The organism is Brevibacillus sp. MER 51 (assembly GCF_023714195.1).
Classification (GTDB): domain Bacteria; phylum Bacillota; class Bacilli; order Brevibacillales; family Brevibacillaceae; genus Brevibacillus.
In genome coordinates this window covers 545993-570173 of sequence record NZ_JAMAUS010000002.1, presented here as the reverse complement: position 1 = coordinate 570173, position 24181 = coordinate 545993, and the positions used below count along the sequence as shown (strand labels likewise).

Here is a 24181-nt window from a genome sequence, read left to right as displayed (position 1 = left end):
GTTTTTGACACATTTGGTTATCTTATTTTGCTTCCTCCCATATGTTGTTAGTAAATGGGAGGAGGCAGGTTTTATGATCTTTTTAACACTCGTTATCTTTTTTGCGTTTCTTTTGATTGTTTGGGTGGTCGTTAGGCTCCTCTTCCGGCTTGAAAAGCATGATTCCATCACACATGATGAGAGGGAATTATGGAATCGCTTTCAGGTGAAAGAGCAGGAGATCAAATACCGAAAGCCCAAAAAATAAAAAGAAAGGCGCCAAAGTGACAGGCGCTCTTTCTTTTGCGTGTTACCCCACTATGAGAAGAGAAAGAAGGAGAAAACAATGCCGGGTAGATCAGAGGGGCATCAACGTGAATTTTTTCGCTTACGACTAGAATACGCCCTCTGTGCAGACATGACCATTGTGCTGGTCAAAGGGAAGACCATGGAGATTGGGAGCACGCAGGTTTTGATCGAGGATATTGGGGCAGGTGGACTTCGTTTTCTCTCTCATCTCAAAATGCCAGCAAATGACCAGCTCGTTCTGCAGTTTGCGACGGAATTGTGCGGACAGGCTCTGAAAATGTACGGCCACGTAGTTCGCACGATTCCGTGGGAAACGGACTATTACGAATACGCTGTACGGTTTACGATGGAAGAGGAACAACATCTGGAGATTAATCGCTTGGTAAACCGACTGGCGATCCGCTATCGGCAAAAACGCACAGCAACAGAAGGACGTTTCTTTAAAGGTGATCGCCAGGCATTTTTAAAAGAGTTGGCCCAAGCAAGTCTTTCGATGCGAGCCAGTGAAGCATAGACAATAAGGCTTTCTGTTGTGCAATACACAATGGGGAGCTTTTTTGTTTGACATAAAATAAACGCAGTGATAAGTTATCTATAATAAGTCAAACGAATAAAGGTTGTGTTTATAGATGGGTCTACATGAAGCATTTTGGAGCGCTTCTCTTCAAGAATGGAAGCAAGGTTACATCGAACAAGATGAACATTTCATGTGTTTGCTCTGTGGGGAACAGGTGGAGAAAGGAATCATTTATCCGGTGGAGGGGGTCCTGTACGAAGCGTCCCGCTTTATGCGCCATCATATCGAGGTTGCGCACGGTTCTGTCTTTACCCATCTGAGCCAGTTGGATAAACGATTGACGGGCTTGTCTGATCATCAAGTTAATTTGCTTCGCCTTTTTTACCAAGGAAAGACAGACGCCGAGGTTCAATCTGAAATGGGGATCGGCAGTGCATCAACGATCCGTAATCACCGCTTTGCACTCAAGGAAAAAGAACGTCAGGCCAAGGTATTTCTGGTCATGATGGAATTATTGCATGAAGCGGATAAAAATCAATCGTCCAATGATGCCAAATCAAGCAAGCAAAAGAACACCTCGAAAGATGGCGATGCCGCTGAGTATGTCGCGATCGTAAAGAAATTCCTGCCAAATGGATTATCAGGTCGATTAGAGCGCTTCCCGCGCAAGCAAAAGCATAAACTCATCCTACTCGAAGAGATTTCTAAAAAATTTGAGCTCGATCGTATCTACACCGAGCGGGAAGTAAATGAGATTTTGGAAGGTCTCTATGACGATTATGTGACCTTGCGGAGATATTTAGTCGATGTGGGTTTGATGGATAGACAGGCGGACGGCAGTCAATATTGGCGGATCGCTGTGGAAAATGAAGGAGAGGAGCGGGGGGCGCAGCAGATGAATCGCAAGCAAGAGCTCAAGCAGATGTACAAGGAAGTAGAAACCGATGCAGGCGTTTATCAAATAAAAAACAAGCAAAATGGCAAAGTCTTCATCGCCAGAACGAATAACCTAAAAACGATCAACGGTAGAAAGTTCATGCTTCAGCATGGCTCGCATCCGAATCGTGAACTGCAAAAAGACTGGGATAAATACGGTTCGGACGCTTTCGAAATCGAAGTGCTAGAGAAGGTTGAAAAGAAAGACCATCCGTATTTTGATCTGAAGGATGCCCTGGAAAAACTCGAAGATAAGTGGATGAAAAAGCTGGCGCCATATGGTGATCGAGGCTATCACGTGCAAAAGGATCCGTCCTAGTCTCGTCCATCACCCAGCATGCGGAAGCGCTCCAAGTGATCCCACAGACCTTCCTTTTGCAAGATCTGGATTTGCTTTTCGCCAAGTAAATCAAAATGCGGGAAGGGTGCACGGTTATGAATGTAGACGGGATCGAGTCCGTTGGCAAGGCACCAGTCTGTCAGTAACGAATAATTGGCACAGCCTACTTTTGTAACGGTTTTGATGCCAGGAAACCGTGGGTCCAGCCAATAATGCGTGAGAAATGCCAATTCGCCTCGACTAACGGCTTGCTTCCAACGGTTCAGTTCGTCTCGTGTAATCCCAAATGCCACTCTACCTCATCCTTTACAAAGCGGTCGTGTTTCTCACTCATTAATAGCATGGAATGGTATAAACGTCAAAAAGACAGTTCTCCTCGGGGATAGCCGACGAAAACTGTCTTTTTGTAATTGGTCGCTTACCGAACTCCTGTTGGAAGCTGAGGCGGGATGTAATTCAACTCTTCATCCGCCGTGATGTAATCGGTGTTGACCATGAGGAGCAAATAGCGTTTGCCGGTTTGCGGATCGCTGATAATGATGTGGTCCCGGCCAGCTGTTTCGAGGACACCACGGAAAATTTTAGCGTTCCATTGGCTGTTGTTTTCAAATGTTTGGTACACTGTAATGACTTTGCCTCGGTTCAGGCGAAGGATGTTTTCGATGTACGATTCTTCCAGTACTTGCCCAGGGGTAATGGGCATTCCGGGAATCAAGGATCCGCTTGGTTGCATCGGAACCAGTTGAGGTTGCTGCTGCTGAATCATCTGCTGTTGTTGCTGAGGTATGCCGTATGGATACTGTGCGGATGGGTACATGTCGTAGCCGTATTGTTGTTGAGGGAAACCAGTGTAAGGCATTTGTTGACTCATGATGAACTCTCTCCTTTATCTATCTAATCCTTTTAATAGACGCGTGGACAATCTGCTGGTGTTGGAACGAAGAAGCAGTGTGCCTTATAGCGACCGGAGTTTTGTTGATCCCACCAGGTAGCTGGACAGTTTCCGGCAGGCCGGTAAAACCATAATGCGTTGCTAGCCGGACGGGTCTTTTCGCCATTGACTGCGCGCTGTGCCAATCGTCTTTCTTTATCTCTGGTCCGTTGATAGAAATACGGCTTTTGGACCGCTTCGAATCCTCCCGGAGATTGATAGACCATGTCACGCATGCTGCGAATGTTTTTGAAGTCAAGGCAGTTACCTAAAATCCGATTTACCCCAACGTTGCCAACCATCAACATGCCCAACTCACCTTCACCCTCAGCCTCAGCTCGAATCAGTCTGGCAAGCATATCGACATCTTTGGAGTTCGCTTTGATGACGGCCATTGCTTCACCTCCTTCCCCAAAAATCACAATAACAATATATGGGCGAATAATAGATTGGTGATTGGCCCGATAAATTTTTCATCAAGTTGACGTTTACGTAAACGGCAGTTACAATCATGTTGTTCGGTAAATTTTGAATTTTACAAATGTAAGTAAGGGGCGCTGGACATGAGCAGAGAAGGAATACAGAAGGAAGAATCGTGGACCATCTCTGATCTTGCTCAACAATTAGATGTCAGCACCAGAACGATTCGGTACTACGAAGAGCTCGGCTTGATTTTCCCTAGTCGGACAGAGAAGGGAAGCAGGTACTACAACCGCAAGGATCGTGCGAGGCTGCGACTCATTCTGCGAGGGAAGCGCTTCGGATTTTCGTTGGATCAGATTCGCGAGATGATTGAGCTGTTCGACGAGGACCGTACAGGTCGGGCGCAGCTTTTGCGAACGATTGAGTACGGCAACCAAAAGCTGGCTGAGATCGACGAGAAAATCATGGAACTCCGACAACTGAGAGAAGACATTCTCGTCTACAAGCAAAACTTTGAACAAAAATTGCTTGAAGAAAATGAGGAGGAGAAACGATGAACGTATCAGCTCTGCTCGCAGCAAACGGAAGGAAATACCCTGACAAGCCCGCTCTGGTTGCAGGGGATGTGGAGGTCAGCTATTCCCAGTGGGATACACGCTCTACGCAGTGGGCTTGCTATTTGCGAGAGCTTGGCATCGAGCAAGGGGATCGGGTCGTCATGCTGATGCCCAATTGTCCGGAGTTTGCCATTTTTTACGTCGCCGTCATTCGCAGTGGTGCCCTCGTCGTGCCGATCAATGCACGCTCAACCCAAGAAGAAGTACGACATATATGTGATCATGCCGGAGCAAAGGCACTTCTTGTTCACGATGCCCTCGTGCCTATCGTCAATGAGTGGGTCCTCCAAACGCCGAAACTTGTAGCAATCAAAACAGGCAGGAGCCAAGGGAATTGGCATGGCATTGCTGACTGGGATGCCAATGATCTGTCTTTAGATAAAATGGATACGCTTTCCTCACAGCCTTATTTGGTGAACATGAATGAAGATAGCGAAGTCAGCATCCTCTATACATCTGGTACGACTGGACGCCCTAAAGGGGTGCTTTATACACATAGAAGCTTGTTGACTGTCGCGAAAATGATGTCGATTGAACTGACGATGACACATCGTTCCCGAATTTTACATTTGATGCCGCTGAGTCATTCGGCTCCCCTCCATCTCTTTTTCATTGCAGGGCTCATGCTTGGCGCCACCCAGGTAATGGCCCTGACCTTCTCGCCGCAGCTTCTTTTGGATTTGGTGCAGCAGCATCGGATTACGCATTTCTTCGGTGCGCCAGTAGCGTATTTGCTGACGATGAAGCATCCCGAGTTTGCGGCGTACGATCTGTCTTCCATCGAATATTGGATGTATGGCGGTGCTCCACTGTCCAAAGAGATGGCTTCGCTCATGGAAAAAGCTTATGGACGCGATAAACTGGCGTGCGTCTACGGCTTGACAGAGGCCGGGCCGACCGGAATGTGTCTTTTGCACAGAGAGCATCCGGACAAAATCGGCAGTATAGGCAATCGTGGTGTATTGTTCGTCGAAATGGAGGTCGTAGACGAGCGAGGAGAGCGATGCGCCAGTGGCGAAGTGGGCGAAATTCGCTTGCGCGGAGAAGGGACAATGAAAAGTTACTACAACAATCCAGAGGCTACAGCAGAAACCATACGCGATGGCTGGGTGTACACTGGTGATATTGCACGCGTGGATGAGGATGGATTTTTGTGGATGATTGATCGCAAAAAAGACGTGATGATCACGGGTGGGGTAAACGTCTATCCCAAAGAAATCGAGCAGTTGTTGGAGCGTCATCCGTGGATTGGCGAGGTAGCTGTTGTGGGTTTGCCGCATCTGGAGTGGGGCGAGACGGTTACAGCGTATGTGGTCCTGAAATCAGGAGTCGATACCAATCGAGATTGGCTAGAGGAAATCCAAAGCTTTTTGCGCGGTCATCTCGCTGATTACAAGCTCCCCCGACAGGTAAATATCGTTCCTGCACTGCCGCGGAATACGAGCGGAAAAGTCCTGAAGCATGTATTGCGTGATGTCCGTTCCCAAAAGGAAGTGGAGCTGAGATGAGTGATTTGCAAACGAGAATCGATCAGCGAACTTACAGCGACAACATCCCGCACCCGCGTACGTCACAGGGGGAAAACTTTTTCAAAGCAGATCCCAACCTCGATTACTTGCTGGAACGTTATCTCCCTGGTTCCATGCATGAATGGGCCAGACAGCAGTTGAGCTGGCTAGGTGCGCAAGTGGCAGGACCCATCGACGAGCGTGCCGCCCATACGGACAGAGAAGGCAAGCCAAGATTGCGCAAGTACAATCGGCTGGGCGAGGATATTTCCGAGATTATTACCAATGAAGGCTATAAGGAAACAGTAGCAGAGGTTTACGGAGCAGGCATCGTCAGCTATTTGTATCAAGACATTCCCGAGTTGGGGAGAAAAGCGCCGTACAGCTATTCTTTTTTCATGGGCTATCTCGTGAGCCAGTCTGAGCCGGGGTTCTATTGCCCTGTTACTTTGTCGATGTCAGCCGCTTATTTACTTGATCGCTATGGCAGCGAAGAACAAAAGGAGCAGTACCTGACAGGACTGACCTCTCGTGATCGCACTCGCTTGTATGAAGGAGCTACGTGGCTGACCGAGAGACAGGGAGGCTCGGATGTCGGTGCGAATTTGACTATAGCAGAGCCAGTAGCAGGTCGGCCGGGTGTGTACCGATTGACAGGAGAAAAGTTTTTTGCGAGCAATGCTGGAGCATTTGTTGCGACTGTTTTGGCGAGAATCGATGAGGAGAAACCGGGGACAAAAGGGCTCGGACTGTTTTTGGTGCCATGGGTGAAGCCTGACAACGAACGCAATCACATCCAGGTTCGCCGCTTGAAAGAGAAGCTGGGAGTCAACGCCGTACCATCTGCAGAGATTCTGTTGAACGGGGCAGAGGGTTATTTGATCGGGGAGCCACAGAACGGCTTCAAGTACATGGCAGAAGCACTGAACCTCTCGCGCATTTGCAACGCGATTGCTTCGATTGGGATCATGCGTCGGGCCTTTTACGAAGCGAGGTATTACGCCGAGCAACGTCGTGCATTCGGGAAGCCAATCGATCAGTATCCGATGGTAAAAGAAATGCTGGTGAGCCTCTTATTGGATACGGAGGTCAGCACAGGCGCGGTGTTTGATATGATTGCTGTCTATGATCGCTTGCAGTCTCATTCCGCGAGCAAAGAGGATAACGCGCTTGCTCGTCTACTGATTCCTTTGCTGAAATACCGTACAGGGGAGGAGGCCGTCGAATCGACCCATACCGCGATTGAAATTCATGGCGGTAACGGATATATCGAGGAATACGTGACGCCGCGTCTGTTGCGGGATGCCCAAGTTTTGACCGTATGGGAAGGGACCTCGAATATACTCGCACTCGATATTTTGCGTGTGATGCAAAAAGAAAACAGCCACGAAGTGTTTAGCCAATTGCTTCGGGAGCGCATAGCTGGGTGGAAGCATGCCTTTTCACAGCCGTACGCTGAGCTGATTCGGACAGAACTGGTCATTCTCGAGGAAAATATCGCCTATCTCATGCAACAGACCCATGATTATGTAACGTACAAATTAAAAACGCTCGCAGACCATATGGTAGACTTGTACACCTTATCATGCATCGTCAGTGAAGCAGAGGATCAGGTAACACGTATGGGAAATGCGCGCAAATACATTTTGGCAAGACTGTATGCCAAAAAGCATTTCCAATCACCAGAAAAGCGGGGGGTTCAATCCGATTCTTTGCTGGACGTACAGTTCTTCACCCAACTGGTGGAGTATCAGTTTGTCAGCGTAGAAGAGTGGGCCCAACAATCCGTGATTGTTCCGACCCGATAATCAAAAAGCGCCTTTAGACCACTTGTTGAGGTGGCTAAGGCGCTTTTGAATTTTACGCATACCGCTTGCGGCGTATGCTCCAAATAAACCAGATCGCAGCTACCAGTGTTGCAACCGCCAGCAGAGTGATCTCAAAGTATTCATCGATCAGGACCTTTGCGTGTTTCCCGTATAAAAAAAACAAGGTGCCAATCAGATAAAACTTCAATCCTCGCCCGACGATCGCATAAAACATGAGCTTGGTCAGCGAGTAATTGAATACGCCAGAGAGCACAGTGAAAACCTTGAAAGGAATGGGGGTAAAAGCTCCGATCAGTACGGCAGCATCCCCGTTTTTTGCGAATTTTTCCGTCGCTACGATAACCCATTTTTCAGGGAGAATCTTGTGCAAAAGTGGTTTTCCCAGCCATCTCCCCAACAAAAACCCGATGGGAGCGCCGAGGACGGAAGCAGTAAAGGCTACTGTCGCAAACTGAATCGCTGAGCCTGGATCGAGCAGACTCATCGCAATTTGCATAAAAAACGGAGGAATCGGACTGATAAAAGAGTCCAAAAATGCCATGGCAGCGAGTCCCCACATCCCATATTGCATGAATAGCTGTGTGATATGTTCGAGCATGAGCATCTCCTTGTGAGGTTTTTTCTATTGTAGCCATCTTATGCCACTTTGTCCAAAGAAAGACCACAACGGAAGTTAAACGTCGGGAGGGAAAATAAGGATTTAGGACGAATGACCCATCATTCAATTTCCAAAAAATCCCGATTATAAGTGGGTACGGAATGTCATTACGAAAGGGAAATTTTTAATTGAAGATGCCATTATCTATCAAAGTCATTCAAGGGTTTATACTGTTGCAAGTCATCGTATTGGGGGGCCTCTATTTTGTGGTTTCACAGGCAGATCCGATGAACTTGAGCCACTGGGCCAGTAAAATGGTTTTCAGCGTGGTGACGATGCCGGAAGATATGTTAGATCAAAGCTACGTGTTGGGAAGAATGCAAGGAAGATTAATGTTTCCACTGATCATCACTACTTTATTGTTCATCTTTATACAGATGAAGTTACTAAAATCGTCGATTGTCTGCATAAGTTTGGCGATTTTACTTGATATAAGCAATGGAACTTTTTTGATCGCCATCTTGTATATAACCCTTCTTTTGGTTGTGACCCACAACAAACAATCGAAGATATATTTTAAGCGGGATCATCATGAAGTTGCGCAGACGGTTTCAAAATAAAAAATGAGTGATCCAGTGAGCTGATCCTAAGTCGAATATTGGTAATGAAGTCCTTGCTTTTTCATTGACGCTAGGAAAGATTATCCACTAAAATGTAGGGAAACAGGACAAACATCATGGGAGGAACCAATGAAAACATTGGGTTCGGGAAAAGTCGTTTTCTATGCGCCAAACGGTACTACTCTGCAATTATCAGGGGAAATTGATGTACGTGGGGATCGGATATCTATAACTGAAATCATCTATTTTAATGGTAAACCAAACGGAGCGCGCGAAACGAATTTGCCACTCGCGCAATCAGTGATTTACTGGGAGCCAGAAGTGTACGAACAGATCGGATATGAAGAAGAATAAGAATCATTGCGATTCCAGACCCTGTCTCTTGCAGGGTTTTTTCGCGTATCGCAGTGTATCTGCCAGCACCTCGGGCTATAGCCGATGTCCTGGTATTGTGTTATGATGTGGGATGGAATTTACGTATGGTACAAGGAGTGATCCTTATGATCGATTCTATATTAGAACGAGCACTCGCAGGTGAACGACTGGGTCTCGAAGACGGTCTGGCTTTGTTTGCGAGCAATGAAATCGAAAAGATCGGACATTACGCCAATCTGGTCATGCAGAAGCATCATCCAGAACCGATTGCGACCTTTGTCATCAGTCGCAACGTCAATTACACGAATGTATGTGATACCTATTGCCGTTTTTGTGCCTTTTACCGTCCCCCTGGCTCTTCAGAAGGATATGTTCTTCCCAGAGAGACTATTTTCCAAAAAATTCAGGAGACCGTTGATGTAGGCGGTACGGAAATCTTGATGCAAGGCGGCACCAATCCCGATCTGAAGCTGGATTATTACACCGACCTCTTGCGTGCAATCAAAGAGCGCTTCCCGCAGATTACGATGCACTCTTTGTCTGTGGCGGAAGTGATGAAAATCGCGGAAGTTTCCAACATGTCTGTCGAGGAAGTGCTGAAAGAGCTAAAGGCAGCAGGTCTCGATTCCTTGCCGGGAGCGGGTGGCGAAATCCTCGATGATCGTACACGTCGGAAGATTTCCCGATTGAAAGGCTCTTGGACTGACTGGATTGATACCCAAAAAGCAGCACACCGTGCAGGCTTGCCTGGTACTGCTACCATGGTTATTGGTTTTGGAGAAGAGATGGAAGAGCGCGTACTTTCTCTGTTGCGCATCCGCGAAGCACAAGATGAAACAGGCGGCTTCAAAGCCTTTATCGTCTGGACCTTCCAACCGGACAACACCAACATGAAGGCTGTCAACAACACGCCAGAGGAATACTTGAAAACACTGGCAATCAGCCGTCTCATGCTGGATAATATCGAAAACTTCCAATCTTCCTGGGTGACGATGGGCCCGCATTACGGTCAGCTTTCTCTCTCTTACGGAGCGAACGATTTCGGCCAAACGATGATGGAAGAAAACGTTGTTTCCGCAGCGGCATGTACGTACAAGGTCAACACGAACCAAATTTTGGAACTCATTCGCGGCGCAGGCAAAATTCCTGCACAGCGCAACACACAGTATGACATTCTCCGTGTTTTCAAAGACGGTGAAATGGCAGAACGTGATTTTGTCATGCAAAACTAATAAACGAAAAAACGCTTCTCTGCCCCTCCTTACAAAGGGGATTTGGCAGGGAAGCGTTTTTGGGTTTTTAATCAGGAACTTTTTACCTGCAACCTTCCCTGAGTTTCCAACCGTTTAAAAGTATATCGCTCCTGACGGGACATATACTGTAACTACAATGGCGGTTGGGGGGATGGTTATGCAGACGTTTCGCGTATTGCTGGAGAATGTCCCTGAGCATTGTGACACGTATCGGACTATCGTAAATGAGATGACGGAGCGGGTTAACACTGCACCGGTGCGCATTACATACAGGGAGCAAGAAGAGAATGGATACCTCTTGTTCTACTTTCAAAGCTGGTGTGAGAGTGAGTATGACGCGCAGACCATCGAATGGGCGAGAGCCTTCGTTGCTCTTACATTAGCCGAATGGGTCATTCAGGTGAAGGAACCGAAAATTATGGAAGAAATGGCCACTGACTTACTCGCAGCCGAACAGATGGAAACCGAGTGGGCGGAGATTTTCCCTTATATTCAACGCATGTGCCAAGAAATTGAGCTAGATGGCAGGGAACTGTTAACGGCGACAACACGCAAGGCAAACGTATATCGCAAAGTTTTCACCTATCTGGAGTCGGAGCGAACGATCAACGTTTTGGGTTTCGTCCGGTTTCGATTGCAGGAGCACTGGAACGAGCTATTCGAACTCGTGGAAACTGGTATTGATGAATATCTGGAAGACAAGCAATATCAAGAGTTTGTCGAGCTGTTGCGCTATTTCATTGCTGTACAGGAAACCAAGCAGGAAATCGTTCATGTCGTTCCTAGTGTGGACAAACCTTTCCATCTTTATGATAAAAAAGGGGATCGTCTTTGGCTTGAACAGTTGGATACCGTTCTGAACATGGACGAACAAAAATACAGGGACGAAGATTATTTGGTCAGTGCTTTGGTTACACTGGCTCCTGAGAGTATCGTGCTCCATTTGGCTTCGGAAAAGCCTGGGCTTGTACAGACGATCCGCAGTATTTTTGACGGTCGGCTTATTACTTGCCACTCTTGTTCGCTTTGCCTATCCGAGAGACGTGTACTTGACGGGAATAATCCCTCTAAACTATAATAGCAACAACAACTTTACATTGCTTATAAATACGATGAGAAGGACACGGACAATAGTAAGGACGCTTTAGAGAGGCGGGTCACAGGCTGGAAGCTCGCTGCGTACTGTTATTGATCTACCACCTTCGAGTAGCTGCCGGGAACGAAGCATAGGCTTTTACTATCGGTATGCCGGTTAAATACCGTTACATGGAATGAGGAGTCTGTTTTTGTGAACAGACTTGAAGTAGGGTGGTACCGCGAGAACACACTCGTCCCTTTTTGGGGATGAGTGTTTTTTTATTTTCTCAACCAAACAAGATACAGGAAGGAAGAATCCACAGTGGCACAAATTCATGTTACTTTCCCAGATGGAGCCGTTCGTCAATACGACGCTGGGATTACGATCGAGGACATCGCAGGCTCCATTAGCTCTAGCCTGAAGAAAAAAGCAGTAGCTGGTAAAAAAGATGGCAAGGTTGTCGATCTGTACACAGAACTCACAGATGACGCAGCGATTGAAATCGTTACCCTCGATTCTGCTGACGGATTGGAAGTATACCGCCACAGTACAGCTCACTTGCTCGCTCAAGCGGTAAAACGCATTTACGGCGCTGAAGTGAAGTTTGGAATCGGTCCTGTGATCGAAGATGGCTTCTACTACGACATGGATATTCCGGTTTCCCTTTCCCCAGAGGATTTGGGCAAAATCGAGGCGGAAATGGAAAAAATCGTGAAGGAAGACCTGCCGATTCGCCGCAAAGTCGTAAGCCGCGAAGAAGCAACTGCGATTTTCCAAGAACTGAACGATCACCTGAAGCTGGAACTGATTCGCGACCTGCCAGAGGATGCGACTATTACGCTGTATGAGCAAGGCGAATTTTTCGACCTCTGTCGTGGACCGCACTTGCCGTCTACTGGCTACATCAAAGCATTCAAGCTGATGAGCGTGGCAGGTGCATACTGGCGCGGAAAAGCAGAAAACCAAGTTCTGCAACGCGTATACGGTACAGCTTGGCCGAAAAAAGCAGACATGGATGAATATCTGCACTTCATCGAAGAAGCGAAAAAGCGCGATCACCGCAAATTGGGGAAAGAACTGGGCTTGTTCATGTTCTCCGAGGAAGCACCGGGTATGCCGTTCTATCTGCCAAAAGGCTTCACTGTTCGCAACGAGCTGGAGCAATTCTCCCGCCGTCTGCAACAATTGGCACAATACACAGAAGTGCGCTCTCCTTTCCTCATGAACGAGCGTCTCTGGAAAGAATCCGGTCACTGGGATCACTACAAAGAGAACATGTACTTCTCTGAAGTAGACAACGCGACTTACGCCTTGAAGCCAATGAACTGCCCAGGTCACATGCTGATCTATAAAAACGAGATGCACTCTTACCGCGACCTGCCGATCCGTTACTCCGAGTTCGGGCAAGTTCACCGCCATGAGTACTCTGGAGCCCTGAATGGAATGCTGCGGGTGCGCACCTTCTGCCAGGATGACGCGCACGTATTTGTCCGTCCAGATCAGATCGCGAGCGAAATCAAAGGCATGATCACTTTGATTGACAGCATCTACAAGGTATTTGGTTTCGAATACAGTGTGGCTCTATCCACTCGTCCGGAAGATTCCATGGGCTCTGATGAGCTGTGGGAAGCAGCGGAAAGCTCTCTGAAAACAGTGTTGGAAGAGCTCGGTATGGCCTATGAAATCAAAGACGGAGACGGTGCGTTCTACGGACCGAAGATCGACTTCCAAATTACCGACGCGCTGAAACGCCGTCACCAATGTGGAACGATCCAACTGGACTTCCAAATGCCTGAGAAATTTGACCTGACTTATGTTGGTCAAGACAACGAGAAGCACCGTCCGGTTGTCTTGCACCGTGCGATGTACGGCTCCATGGAGCGTTTCATTGGTATCCTGATCGAGCACTACGCAGGTGCATTCCCGATTTGGCTGACACCAATCCAAGCACGCATCATGAACATCAGTGAAGTGCACATGCCATATGCAGAACAAGTAAGAGAAAAACTGCAACAAGCTGGCATTCGTGTAGAGCTGGATGGCCGCAATGAGAAAATCGGCTACAAAATCCGTGAAGCACAAGTTGAAAAAATCCCGTACATGCTGGTCATCGGTGAAAAAGAGGTGGCTGACGGTACACTGTCCGTCCGCAAACGCGGAGTGGGCGATGAAGGCGCGATGACAGTGGATGCATTTGTTGAAAAAATCCGCGCTGAAATCAATGAAATGAAGTAATAGCACATAGAAGTAGAGCCGCCCTGAATTTTCGGGCGGCTTTTTTTATTATACGTTTACTTGGAAAAAAGAACGGGAAAAGGATGTAGGGTAAAAAGTTTATATGGACATCAAGAAGAACTGCGGGGGATACGTATGCGGGTAAGCATCAAGCAAAGACTGATAGCAGCATTTCTTGCCATTATTTTAATCCCGATTGGAGTGATCAGCTCATTTGTATATGTCAATATGGAGGAGCGAATCCAAACTTATTTTATTGAATCCTCGACAAAAGAAGTGGCTCAGGTAGACAACGCGATTAACTTGTATTTCGACTCGATTCGTGAAAACGTAAACCTGATAGCAGGCAGTCCCTTGCTAAAGCGTGCAGATAACACTATTACGACGTATATGGATAAACCGACCAAAACCAAACATACCCCATTGCAAAATGGCGGGGTAGAGGCGGCTATTTTTCAAGATTTCCTTCGATTTGTAGATTCTCATCCGAATACTGCATTTATTTATTTAGCGACCAAATACGGAGGATATATACAATGGCCGACAGATGATGTCATTCCGAATTACGATCCGCGTACAAGGGATTGGTACAAAAAACCAATGGAGAATCCCGGAAAAGTGATCACGACAGATCCGTATCTCTATTTGGGGGATAACAGCATCGTGATCAGTAACGTGACGACATTAAAGGATGACAAGGGTGAGCCACTGGGCGTTGTTGGACTGGATGTGAATTTAAAAGGGCTTACCGATATTTTGAAAGAAATTAAGATTGGGAAAACGGGTTACCTCATGCTGGTTGGCAAAGACGGAACGATTTTGGCTAATCCGAAGAACCCTGAGCTCAATTCGAAAAACCTGAAAGAGACGCAAATTCCTGAATTGGCTGCTATCGCTGAGAATACCTCCAGCAGCTTTGCAGTCACGATGAACGATACCGAGTATTTGGCGAACGTCTTTACTTCCGAAAAAACCGGTTGGAAATATATTTCGTTTATTGAAAGAGCTGAGCTCTCTGCTGAAGCCCATCAAATCGGTTTGATCATCGGGGCGTTAAGCATTTTGTTTGCTTTACTAGCGGTTGTCGCTTCCGTTCTTTTCTCGCACAAATTCACCAAGCCATTGCTTGTTATCGGTAACCAGATTGCGCAGATCGGTCGTGGTGACTTTACCGGGGAATTGCCCAAAAACCTTTTGGAAAGAAAAGACGAAATCGGCATGCTTGGTCAGAGCATTCAGGTGATGCAAGTATCCATCCAAGGACTCATTCGAGAAGTCCAAAAAGCGGTTAACACCCTCTCTACTTCGTCAGACAACATATCGGTTCGCTTGGCGGACAATGTAGATACTACGAACAAGATTTCTACTACGATACAGGAAGTAGCGAGCGGGGCGCAAAATCAGCTCAGGGGTACGGAAGAATCCGCAAGAGCGATGGAAGAAATGTCGATCGGCATCCAACGCGTGGCGGAGACCACCTCCATCATCTCGGAATCATCTACGAGTACCGCGGATGAAGCGCAGCTAGGAAACCAGTCCATCCAAAAGGCTATCCAGCAAATGGACTCCATCCGTGGCTCTGTGGAACATTCCGTATCCGTCGTCAAGCAATTGGGGGAGCGTTCCAAAGAAATTGTGCAAATCATTGATGTGATTACGGGAATTGCTTCCCAAACGAATCTGCTTGCTCTCAACGCAGCCATCGAGGCTGCTCGTGCGGGAGAGCATGGACGAGGTTTTGCTGTCGTAGCAGATGAAGTGAGAAAACTCGCTGAACAGTCTGATGAATCTGCTCGTCAAATCGCCAACCTCATTCAGGAGATCCAAGCAGATACGAACATGGCAGTCAACTCGATGGACTCCGTCAATCAAGATGTGCAGGTTGGATTGTCAACCGTACTGGAGTCAGGAGAAGCCTTCCAACGGATCTTACAAGAAATTCAACAGATAACCGATCAAATTCAGGAGGTTTCTGCTGTCTCTGAACAGATGTCCGCCGGATCGGAACAAGTAGCAGCATCTGTGGACGAGACTGCCCAAATTGCAAGGATTTCAGCCCACAATGCTGAAAATCTGGCGGCTTCCTCCAAAGGTCAGTTGGCCACTATGGAAGAGTTTGCGGTTTCCTTTGAATCCTTGAATCAGATGGCTCGCGAACTGGAAAGAATGATTACCAAATTTAAGATATAAGAATGCATAACGGGAAGAGTACGAATGTCGGGAGGAATTCGTACTCTTTTTTTTGCAAAGTGGACCCATTTATGACAGAATGTGCGGTTTGCGTTTGAAAATTTGGCGATTTCGATTTAAGATAATAGACTGGTACTAAGTCGAAATGCGATATGATGAAGATGAAGGAAAAAAGTCGTCTTATAGATTAAAGGAGAGTGAACAGCAATGCCAGATAAAGTGCTTGATTTACGGAACCGTCCTCTCCGAGATTTACGAATATCTGTCACCGATAAATGTAATTTTCGTTGCCGTTATTGCATGCCTGCCGAAATTTTTGGACCGAATTTTGAATTTTTGCCGCAAAGCAAGTTGCTGACCTTTGAGGAAATTACCCGTTTGACCCAGATCTTTACTTCGCTTGGAGTCGGGAAAATCCGCATTACCGGCGGAGAGCCATTAATGCGCAGAAATTTGCCTGAATTGATTCGAATGATCCGTGAGGTAGAAGGCGTTCAAGATATTGCGATGACGACCAATGGTTCTCTCTTGTCCCGTCATGCGCAAGCGCTAAAAGAAGCAGGTCTGGATCGGGTCACGGTCAGCCTGGACAGCTTGGATAATGAGCGCTTTGGGATGTTGAATGGAAGAGGCTATCAGGTCGATGCCGTGCTGGATGGGATTCGTGTTGCAGCAGATGCCGGGCTTTCGATCAAGATCAACATGGTGGTACAGCGCGGAGTCAATGATCAAGATATTTTGCCGATGGCACGGTACTTCCGTGAGCAAGGGCATACCCTTCGATTTATTGAATTCATGGATGTGGGAAACAGTAACGGCTGGCGGCTGGATCAAGTCGTACCTTCCCGTGAAATTGTGCGTATGATCCATGAAGAGATGCCGTTGGTAGCGACAGAAGCGAACTACTACGGAGAGGTGGCTTCCCGCTATCGTTATGAGGGATCGGACCAGGAAATCGGGTTGATTTCATCGGTGACCCAAGCCTTTTGCTCCACTTGTACGCGGGCTCGCCTGTCGGCAGAAGGGAAATTGTACAATTGTCTCTTCGCTTCATCCGGAGATGATTTGCGCGAACCAGTCCGCGATGGACGCACGGATGAAGAGATTCGCGAGCTGATACGTGCGATTTGGGAGCGGCGTGATGTGCGCTACTCGGAGGAACGACTAAGTGAAACGCCTGGTCTCGCCAAGCGTGAAAAGGTCGAAATGTCCCATATCGGGGGATAAATAGGTATTAGCCTTGACAAAACCCAAGCTATCCTGTAATATAAATTGCGTGTATAAACACTTCATACTTCGAGAACAAGCAGAGGCGCCCAGCTTCTCACCTGGGTCGACGTCGTATACGACTGTTGACAGGTAACTCTTACGCAAAGATCCTCGGATCTGATGAAATTGCTTAGGTGAGATATGTGCGGGCGCAGAATGCGTTCGCACATTTTTGTTCCTTCTCGAAATTGACGGGGGTGGCAAGTATTAGCAAGGATCAAATGTTAATTAACGAAGCGATCCGTGCCCGTGAAGTCCGTTTAATCGGTGCTGACGGGAGCCAATTGGGAGTCGTACCTTTTAGGGAAGCATTGCGCATTGCCCAGGAAGCTGAATTGGATCTGGTAAACGTTGCTCCTACAGCCAAGCCGCCTGTATGCCGTATCATGGACTATGGAAAGTTCAAATACGAGCAGGCGAAAAAGGAAAAAGAAGCGCGTAAAAACCAGAAGATCATCGAGCTGAAAGAAGTGCGTTTTTCTTCTAACATCGAGGAACACGATTTTCAAACAAAGCTTCGCAACGTCCGCAAGTTCTTGGAGGATCAACACAAGGTGAAGTGTACGATCCGTTTCCGTGGACGTGAAATCACCCACTCCGAAATTGGACTAGGCGTTATGGAACGTGTAGCTGCCCAGTGTGAAGATCTCGCTACGCCTGAGCGCAAGCCGAAGATCGAGGGCCGCAGCATGATCATGATTCTGGCTCCGAAAGCGGAAAAGTAAGATAGTAGTTTAGACAGGAGGATTTTTCAGATGCCTAAAATGAAAACCAACAAGGCTGCTGCGAAACGTTTCAAAAAGACTGGAAGCGGCCAATTGAAGCGCGACCGCGCATTTGGTAGCCACTTGTTCGCTAACAAATCGACTAAGCAAAAGCGCCACCTGCGCAAAGCTGCACTCGTTTCCAAAGGCGATCAAAAACGTATGGAGCAAATGCTCACTTACCTGTAAGTTTTTCTTTATTACACACCATTACGCAGCATGAGCTCCCTAAGCGCCTAGCAGTAGGCCGCCATGCTGGAAAGACCAGGAGGAGTTTAGTATGCCAAGAGTAAAAGGTGGCATTGTTACACGCCGTCGTCATAAGAAAATCCTGAAGCTGGCGAAAGGATACTTCGGTTCCAAACATCGCCTGTTTAAATCCGCTAATGCGCAGGTAATGAAATCCCTGCTGTATGCATACCGCGATCGTCGTCAAAAGAAACGTGATTTCCGCAAATTGTGGATCACTCGTATCAACGCACAAGCTCGCATGAACGGCCTGTCCTACAGCCGTTTGATGCACGGCCTGAAAGTTGCTGGCATCGAAGTTAACCGCAAAATGCTGGCTGACTTGGCTGTTAACGACAAAGCTGCGTTCAACGAACTGGCAACAGTTGCAAAAGGCAAACTGAACGCTTAATTTTTGAAAAGAAGAGTCGATCTGCCCGATTAAGGGCAAGGTCGGCTTTTTTTGTTGTAGTCAGAGCGCAAAATCAAACGAATAGCATCCTACACCTGTCCACACGCTATCAATCTTCTCCTCATATCTTATAGCAAAGATAGAAGGAGGTGAGTGGCATGGCGGAATTACGAGTAAGCCTATGGGCAGGCAGAAACTTTGAAGCTCGTCGTATTCGTTTTCGCAGACGTGGGGTAGCAGTCAGACAGTGTCAAGCGCTTGAATTCAATGACGTACTGTCGAGTTTTCGATTGCGAGCAGGGAATAATGGCCGAGTGACACTCGTTCTGTTTTCAGGAACCGCTTATCAGGGGGATTTTCGTGTTTTCCGGGGGAATCGCGATATTGCCAACCTTGGTAATTTCGACTTCAACAATCGTACCTCGTCGTTTATTTTTGTGGGACGCAATCTGACTACTTCGCAAATCAGAGAGATTCAACGGACGAGAACGGCACCGAGAAACGTGGTAGAAATCAGAACGTAGGAAAAGGAAGTATGAGTCAAAAGAAAAAACAACCGAGCTCACATTCGGTTGTTTTTTTCTATTTCTATTCAACAAATGATTCGCTGACGAATAGCGTCTGCCACGCCTTGTGCGCGATTTTGCACACCGAGCTTTTTTAAGGCGGACTTGATGTAATCCTGCACGGTAAATTCACTAATTCCCATCCAGTTCGCCATCTCTTTAACGCTTTCGCCCCATGACATCCGCTGCATGACTTCGACTTCTCGGCGTGAGAGCTTGACGGTTTTAGGGCGAAGGGAGTCGGTTGTCAATACTTTGCCCAGCATTGAACAGTATGCGCTCAAAGATTGTAGCAACTGATGATTGATGCCAGAACAGCCATCCTGATGCCAGGAAATACCAGCATATCCGAGAACGTTAGGCCCATAGCTGATAGGGAGAATGAGCGCATAGGGGGCACCGTACACTAAATGGGGCGGGAACTGACGAATCGCCTCAGAATCTAGCAGGATAGCTCTCTGTTCACGGATCGCCTGCTGGATAAGGGGCATATTGCGCATGTCCACCCGTATATTTCGAATGGAGCATAACTCTTGGTCAAGGATCGACCATAGTCCCTCACCCATTTGACTGAGCGTCGAGTAATTGCACAGAATGGCTCCCATGAAAGGAAAGAGCTCCACGAAGCCGCGTACAGCAAGCACCAGTTTCTCCTCGTAATATGCCGTTTCTTCGATCCGATTGATGTACATGTTCAGCTCTGGACTGACCATGGAGTGATTGCCACCTCCATTTGAGTGATGGACACCCCCTGATTTTTGGGGATATGAACGACCGTTCAGCCTGACCTATAATCAACCTACAGCGCCTTCATTTTATCAAACCGCCGATCGGAACGTAAAGAATGTGAATGGTATAAATTGACATTTTTATGACTTCTTTCATTCGTTCGAAATAGAAGGCGTATGAGAAAAAAGAAAGGTTGGATGGGGATGAGGAATGGTTTTGTTTCGACCAGCCAAAAAGGATTGAATCAGGAGCTACTGCCGTACCAGTTGTATCAAAAAGCGAAGAGATACGGCATTTGGAACCCGCAGGACATTGATTTTACGCAAGACCGCGAAGATTACGCGAAGATGAATCCGGAGCAGAAGGAAGAAACCTTGGGAAGGATTGCTGGTTTTCTGGGTGGGGAAGAGGCAGTCACCCTCGATCTTTTGCCTTTGATCATGGTCATTGCCGAGGAAGGGCGCTTGGAGGAAGAAATGTATTTGACGACCTTCCTCTTTGAAGAGGCCAAGCATACGGAGTTTTTCCGGTTGGTTCTCGACAACATCGGCGAGTCAGGAGACTTGCATCATTTTCACGATGATGTGTACAAGCGAATTTTCCATGAGATCTTGCCAAATGCACTCAATCGTCTATTGACGGATAAATCCCCCGAAGCTATCGCAGAAGCATCTACTGTCTACAACATGTTTGTAGAAGGCGTGCTCGCAGAGACAGGCTACTATGCGTTTTATGAAGCACTCAGTAAAACGGGGCTCATGCCTGGTTTAATGCAAGGAATTGGCTATTTGAAGACAGACGAATCGCGGCACATCAGCTACGGAACATTCCTGTTGCAGCGGTTGATCTGTGAGCATCCCCATATTTACGATGTCATTGCCAAAAAGATGGATGAGCTGGCTCCGATGGCAAGTCATCTGTACGACTGGATGGATGACCCACAAGGGGTGAGTGCATTCGGAGTGAAGGTTGCTGATTTGCAGCAGTTTGCGAAAAAGCAATTGAGTGTGCGTATGGAGGTACTTGCCCGAGCAAAAGGGCAGACGATTGAAGAACTGTATAAGCATACAAGAACAACGATCGATGTATAAGAAAAACGATCGAATGTATTCGAGTCGTTGCTTACAGAACTGGGCTATGGTCCTAAAGCGGAATCCGCCCAAGGTCTGAGAAGAAAACAACCTCCCGTCTGTGTTAGACAGCCTGGCTGATCCCTTACAATAAAGCCATAAGAGGAAAACATTGGATAGGGAGAGAGATCAAAATGAGAAAACAAAAGTGGATGATGATGGGAATTACAGCAGTTGTTTGTTCGGCGATGGTCGTGCCAGGGGCGTTTGCCAAAGAGAAAGATGACGCACATTCCGTGACGAATTCTTTCTTCGCCCCTGCTCCGTACACGACGGCTCCAGTAGTTCAGAAAACAGATGACGTGACCGGCACGCAAAAAACAGGAAGTGCATTCATTTTCGCTCCAAATGTAAACGAAAAAGAAGAAAACTAACGGGATTCAAGCATCCGTACAGGATGCTTTTTTCTTTTGCAAAAAACGATTCCGTCTCAAGTCTGAAAAAAAAACAATCTTTCGTCCGTGTCGAGCAGACTCCCCATTGCCATACAATAAAAAGCGTTACAGGAAAATATTGGATAGGGAGAGAGACATAGATGAGAAAACCAAAATGGATGATGATGGGTGTAACAGCAGTTGTTTGTTCAGCATTGCTCGTGCCAGGAGCGTTTGCAAAAGAAAAGGATGATTCTTACACCGTAACTCCTTCTCTGATAACCCCAGGTTCATACGCCGTACCAACGGTTCAAAAAATGGAGGCAAAAAACACGCAACAAATCGGTGCCTCTTTTACTTTCGCTCCCGCGGTAAACGAAAAAGAGGAAAAATAAAGCAGCAGAAAGCTGTCAGACCCTGTCTGGCGGCTTTTTTTCTGTGAAAAGCGTCTCAACCAAACGGTCATGATGTTTGGTTTGGGCGAGTTGGATATAGGTGGACGATGCGCCACTTTCAGTCACTAGGCATATGATGGTGGGTGAATCCTAGCAAGAGAGGAGCTTCGCTGATGAACAATCGCCAGAAAATGGCGGATGAGGAATTACAGGAATGGGCAAGCCGACTGGAAGTTCAAGCACCGCAGGATGTGCTAGTGAACGCCGTGGAAAACTATGCAGCCGGTCTGATCCTAGCTGCCAGCTTTGGCGCTGAAGATGTCGTTTTAATCGACATGCTGCACAAATTGGCCCCCACGATTCCTGTATTTTACCTCGATACCAACATTCATTTTGCTGAAACGTATGATACGCGTGACACACTGCAAGCTAGATACGGCACAACATTTATTCAAGTACAGCCACAGTTGTCGTTAGCCGAGCAGGCAGAAAAACACGGAGAAAAACTGTGGGAAAGAGAACCGAATCTTTGTTGCGAGATTCGGAAGGTGGAGCCGTTAAAGCGCGTCCTGTCCAACTATCAGGCGTGGATTACAGGCATTCGCCGCGAGCAATCACCTACCCGAGCGAATACCAAAAAAGTGGAGTGGGACGAAAAATTCAACCTGGTTAAATTCAATCCGCTAGCAGATTGGACGGAGGCCCAGGTGTGGGAATATATCCATGCAAATGATGTCCCTTACAATCCATTGCACGACCGAAACTATCCAAGCATTGGCTGCCGAGTATGCACGCGCGCTGTCCTGCCTGGCCAAGATTCTCGGTCGGGACGGTGGGCTGGCTTTGAAAAGACCGAATGCGGTCTGCACAAATGAACAGCGCAGGAGGGAAAGATGTGAAGCAAACGATCTTGCGGCACGGGATCAAAAAAGCCGTTATCGTGGACAAATGGACCCTGTCGGACATCGAATGTCTTGCCATCGGAGCATTTTCACCGTTGACTGGATTCATGGAAGAGGCGGATTACCACACTGTCGTGGAAACGATGCGTCTGACCAATGGAGCGGTTTGGCCGTTGCCGGTGACATTGGCTGTCGATGCAGATGAGCACGACGATCTTGTGCCTGGCGACAGTATTCTGTTACGCGGGGAAGATGGAGTGGATTATGCGATTTTGCGGGTGAAAAGCTGCTTTGTGCCAGATAAAATGCGGGAGGCAGAACTCGTTTTTCGCACGGTAGATCTCGCTCACCCCGGTGTGAAAAAGCTGTTTGAAAAGCCAAACCTATACGTGGGTGGGCCTGTAGAAATCCTGCAAAAGCCACAGCCTGAGCGGTTCTCTGATTTTTATTTGACGCCGGCAGAAACCAGAAAAAGGTTTCGAGAAAATGGTTGGAAAACGGTGGTTGGTTTTCAAACGCGCAATCCGGTTCACCGGGCACATGAATATATTCAAAAGGCAGCATTGGAGATTGTCGATGGCCTTTTTCTCAACCCATTGATGGGGGAAACGAAATCAGACGATGTTCCAGCACAAGTGCGAATGAAAAGCTATCTCGCCCTTTTGGAAAATTACTATCCACACAACCGTGTATTGCTAGGTGCTTTTCCGGCTGCTATGCGATATGCGGGTCCGCGTGAGGCGGTCTTCCACGCCTTGGTGCGAAAAAATTACGGTTGTACGCATTTTATCGTCGGCCGCGATCACGCAGGGGTAGGCGATTATTACGGCACGTATGATGCGCAGCACATCTTTTCCGAGTTTGCGCCAGGCGAGCTCGGTATCCAGCTGCTCTTTTTTGAACACAGCTTTTACTGCAAGGCATGCCAAGGGATGGGGACGACCAAAACGTGCCCGCATGACAGAGACTCGCATATGACCTTATCGGGAACAAAAGTGAGGGAAATGTTGAGAAACGGGATCACGCCACCTCCGGAATTTACACGTCCGGAAGTCGCAGCGATTTTGATAGAAGGATTGAAATCCCCGCAATAAAGTGGAACCCAAAAAACAGGAGAGGGACGGCAATGCTGTCCTTTTTCCGTTGTGAAAAACTGGACAAGTTTTCTAGTTTCTGGTGAAAAAATGTATCCGCTTTCAAGCAAAAACCGCGCTGTAAAGCCATTTCCAACTGAGCATTCGTTCGGACGAAAGTCCAGTAAAATCTTTTTGTTTTCGTTGACACCCCCTAGGTGCCTAGCTATAATCAGACGTAACACTTTATTCTGACAACAACAATATTGAAAATATTGTTTAAATAGCAGGCTATGACGAGGATGGTGCACGTTTCCCCTTTTACAGAGAGCCCTGATGCTGAGAAATGGGTATTGGGTACGTCGCATTGCTCACCTCCGAGCCGTTTAGCTGAAACTTGTTTTACAAGTAGTAGGCCAAACCGCTTAACACCCGTTAACGTGTTACAGTCCACATTTGCTGTGACTGGCTGAGATCGGCTGACCGTGAGGCGCCGATAAAGTTGGGTGGTACCGCGAACCCTTTCGCCCCAAAAGACATGGAAATAAAACCGTGTCGGGGCGAAAGGGTTTTTCTATGTGTCTATAGTTATTTTCAATAC

27 protein-coding genes and 1 other annotated feature are annotated in these 24181 nt (G+C 47.4%); of the genes, 22 read left to right on the top strand and 5 right to left on the bottom strand.

All coding sequences use genetic code 11. From position 1 onward, the window contains the following. Positions 1–73: 73 nt before the first annotated feature. From M3630_RS06995 to M3630_RS06985, 3 genes are all read left to right on the top strand, one after another. The gene (locus tag M3630_RS06995; RefSeq protein ID WP_007728597.1) at positions 74–247 is read left to right on the top strand and encodes a hypothetical protein; all 174 of its coding nucleotides are present in this window, start codon (positions 74–76) and stop codon (positions 245–247) included. A 78-nt stretch (positions 248–325) separates the two neighbouring features. Continuing rightward, positions 326–802, top strand: a complete 477-nt coding sequence (locus M3630_RS06990; RefSeq protein ID WP_173608674.1) for a PilZ domain-containing protein — start codon at positions 326–328, stop codon at positions 800–802. Between the two features lie 115 nt (positions 803–917). Further along, positions 918–2060, top strand: a complete 1143-nt coding sequence (locus tag M3630_RS06985; protein ID WP_251251647.1) for a DUF2087 domain-containing protein — start codon at positions 918–920, stop codon at positions 2058–2060. On the opposite strand, the gene M3630_RS06980 is transcribed toward M3630_RS06985, so the two are convergent. The 3 genes from M3630_RS06980 to M3630_RS06970 form a co-directional block, all read right to left on the bottom strand. Beyond that, positions 2057–2374, bottom strand: a complete 318-nt coding sequence (locus tag M3630_RS06980) for a hypothetical protein (RefSeq protein ID WP_251251646.1) — start codon at positions 2372–2374, stop codon at positions 2057–2059. The two genes, M3630_RS06985 and M3630_RS06980, sit on opposite strands and share 4 nt — an antisense overlap. A 125-nt stretch (positions 2375–2499) precedes the next feature. Continuing rightward, entirely contained in the window at positions 2500–2952 is a 453-nt protein-coding gene (gene gerQ / locus M3630_RS06975; RefSeq protein WP_232773370.1) for a spore coat protein GerQ, read from the bottom strand. 32 nt (positions 2953–2984) lie between these two features. Further along, positions 2985–3407: a cell wall hydrolase gene (locus tag M3630_RS06970; protein ID WP_012685322.1), complete on the bottom strand. Its 423-nt coding sequence runs from the start codon at positions 3405–3407 to the stop codon at positions 2985–2987. Positions 3408–3575: 168 nt separating this feature from the next. Between M3630_RS06970 and M3630_RS06965 the strand changes: the two genes are divergently transcribed. From M3630_RS06965 to M3630_RS06955, 3 genes are read left to right on the top strand one after another with little or no spacing between them, the layout of a single operon-like run. Further along, entirely contained in the window at positions 3576–3992 is a 417-nt protein-coding gene (locus tag M3630_RS06965) for a MerR family transcriptional regulator (protein WP_173608670.1), read from the top strand. Next, entirely contained in the window at positions 3989–5560 is a 1572-nt protein-coding gene (locus M3630_RS06960) for a class I adenylate-forming enzyme family protein (protein ID WP_251251645.1), read from the top strand. The genes M3630_RS06965 and M3630_RS06960 overlap by 4 nt, the downstream gene beginning before the upstream one ends. Continuing rightward, a complete protein-coding gene (locus M3630_RS06955) occupies positions 5557–7368 on the top strand; it encodes an acyl-CoA dehydrogenase family protein (protein WP_251251644.1) in 1812 nt (603 codons plus the stop codon). Before M3630_RS06960 ends, M3630_RS06955 begins: the two co-directional genes overlap by 4 nt. Positions 7369–7420: 52 nt before the next feature. Here M3630_RS06955 and M3630_RS06950 read toward each other — a convergent pair whose 3' ends face one another. Continuing rightward, entirely contained in the window at positions 7421–7987 is a 567-nt protein-coding gene (locus tag M3630_RS06950; RefSeq protein ID WP_251251643.1) for a YqaA family protein, read from the bottom strand. 194 nt (positions 7988–8181) lie between these two features. Here M3630_RS06950 and M3630_RS06945 point away from each other — a divergent pair, with 194 nt between their 5' ends. From M3630_RS06945 to M3630_RS06895, 11 genes are all read left to right on the top strand, one after another. Beyond that, complete coding sequence (locus tag M3630_RS06945) at positions 8182–8607, top strand: hypothetical protein (RefSeq protein ID WP_251251674.1); 426 nt, start codon at positions 8182–8184, stop codon at positions 8605–8607. Positions 8608–8736: 129 nt separating this feature from the next. Continuing rightward, positions 8737–8961, top strand: a complete 225-nt coding sequence (locus M3630_RS06940) for a hypothetical protein (RefSeq protein ID WP_173608665.1) — start codon at positions 8737–8739, stop codon at positions 8959–8961. A 146-nt stretch (positions 8962–9107) separates the two neighbouring features. After that, positions 9108–10214 carry a cyclic dehypoxanthinyl futalosine synthase gene (gene mqnC, locus M3630_RS06935; RefSeq protein WP_221867723.1) on the top strand — a complete coding sequence of 369 codons (1107 nt, stop codon included), beginning with the start codon at positions 9108–9110 and terminating at the stop codon, positions 10212–10214. A 178-nt stretch (positions 10215–10392) separates the two neighbouring features. Continuing rightward, a complete protein-coding gene (gene ytxC, locus M3630_RS06930; protein ID WP_251251642.1) occupies positions 10393–11313 on the top strand; it encodes a putative sporulation protein YtxC in 921 nt (306 codons plus the stop codon). 25 nt (positions 11314–11338) lie between these two features. Beyond that, positions 11339–11574, top strand: a binding site (T-box leader). Positions 11575–11634: 60 nt separating this feature from the next. Further along, complete coding sequence (thrS, locus tag M3630_RS06925) at positions 11635–13548, top strand: threonine--tRNA ligase (protein ID WP_047070955.1); 1914 nt, start codon at positions 11635–11637, stop codon at positions 13546–13548. A 135-nt stretch (positions 13549–13683) separates the two neighbouring features. Beyond that, on the top strand, positions 13684–15738 hold the full coding sequence (locus M3630_RS06920; protein WP_251251641.1) for a methyl-accepting chemotaxis protein: 2055 nt from the start codon (positions 13684–13686) through the stop codon (positions 15736–15738). A 207-nt stretch (positions 15739–15945) separates the two neighbouring features. Further along, positions 15946–16965, top strand: coding sequence for a GTP 3',8-cyclase MoaA (moaA, locus tag M3630_RS06915; RefSeq protein ID WP_251251640.1), 1020 nt, complete (start codon positions 15946–15948; stop codon positions 16963–16965). Positions 16966–17228: 263 nt separating this feature from the next. Then, entirely contained in the window at positions 17229–17732 is a 504-nt protein-coding gene (gene infC, locus M3630_RS06910; RefSeq protein WP_035291699.1) for a translation initiation factor IF-3, read from the top strand. Between the two features lie 30 nt (positions 17733–17762). Continuing rightward, on the top strand, positions 17763–17960 hold the full coding sequence (rpmI, locus tag M3630_RS06905; protein WP_047070958.1) for a 50S ribosomal protein L35: 198 nt from the start codon (positions 17763–17765) through the stop codon (positions 17958–17960). Between the two features lie 91 nt (positions 17961–18051). Then, complete coding sequence (gene rplT, locus M3630_RS06900; RefSeq protein WP_047070959.1) at positions 18052–18411, top strand: 50S ribosomal protein L20; 360 nt, start codon at positions 18052–18054, stop codon at positions 18409–18411. Between the two features lie 158 nt (positions 18412–18569). After that, complete coding sequence (locus M3630_RS06895; protein WP_173608660.1) at positions 18570–18935, top strand: hypothetical protein; 366 nt, start codon at positions 18570–18572, stop codon at positions 18933–18935. Positions 18936–19003: 68 nt separating this feature from the next. Here the strand turns inward: M3630_RS06895 and M3630_RS06890 are convergent, their stop codons facing one another. Further along, positions 19004–19690 carry a helix-turn-helix transcriptional regulator gene (locus M3630_RS06890; RefSeq protein WP_232774237.1) on the bottom strand — a complete coding sequence of 229 codons (687 nt, stop codon included), beginning with the start codon at positions 19688–19690 and terminating at the stop codon, positions 19004–19006. Positions 19691–19882: 192 nt separating this feature from the next. On the opposite strand from M3630_RS06890, the gene M3630_RS06885 reads away from it, so the two are divergent. The 5 genes from M3630_RS06885 (at position 19883) to sat (ending at position 23601) form a co-directional block, all read left to right on the top strand. Then, a complete protein-coding gene (locus M3630_RS06885) occupies positions 19883–20797 on the top strand; it encodes a R2-like ligand-binding oxidase (protein WP_255438307.1) in 915 nt (304 codons plus the stop codon). Between the two features lie 173 nt (positions 20798–20970). After that, positions 20971–21210 (top strand): hypothetical protein, encoded by a 240-nt coding sequence (locus tag M3630_RS06880; RefSeq protein WP_173608658.1) that lies wholly within the window; start codon positions 20971–20973, stop codon positions 21208–21210. 161 nt (positions 21211–21371) lie between these two features. Continuing rightward, positions 21372–21605, top strand: a complete 234-nt coding sequence (locus M3630_RS06875) for a hypothetical protein (protein ID WP_251251639.1) — start codon at positions 21372–21374, stop codon at positions 21603–21605. A gap of 173 nt (positions 21606–21778) precedes the next feature. Continuing rightward, complete coding sequence (locus M3630_RS06870) at positions 21779–22480, top strand: phosphoadenylyl-sulfate reductase (protein WP_221867726.1); 702 nt, start codon at positions 21779–21781, stop codon at positions 22478–22480. Next, a complete protein-coding gene (gene sat, locus M3630_RS06865) occupies positions 22462–23601 on the top strand; it encodes a sulfate adenylyltransferase (protein WP_251251638.1) in 1140 nt (379 codons plus the stop codon). Before M3630_RS06870 ends, sat begins: the two co-directional genes overlap by 19 nt. Positions 23602–24181 lie beyond the last annotated feature (580 nt).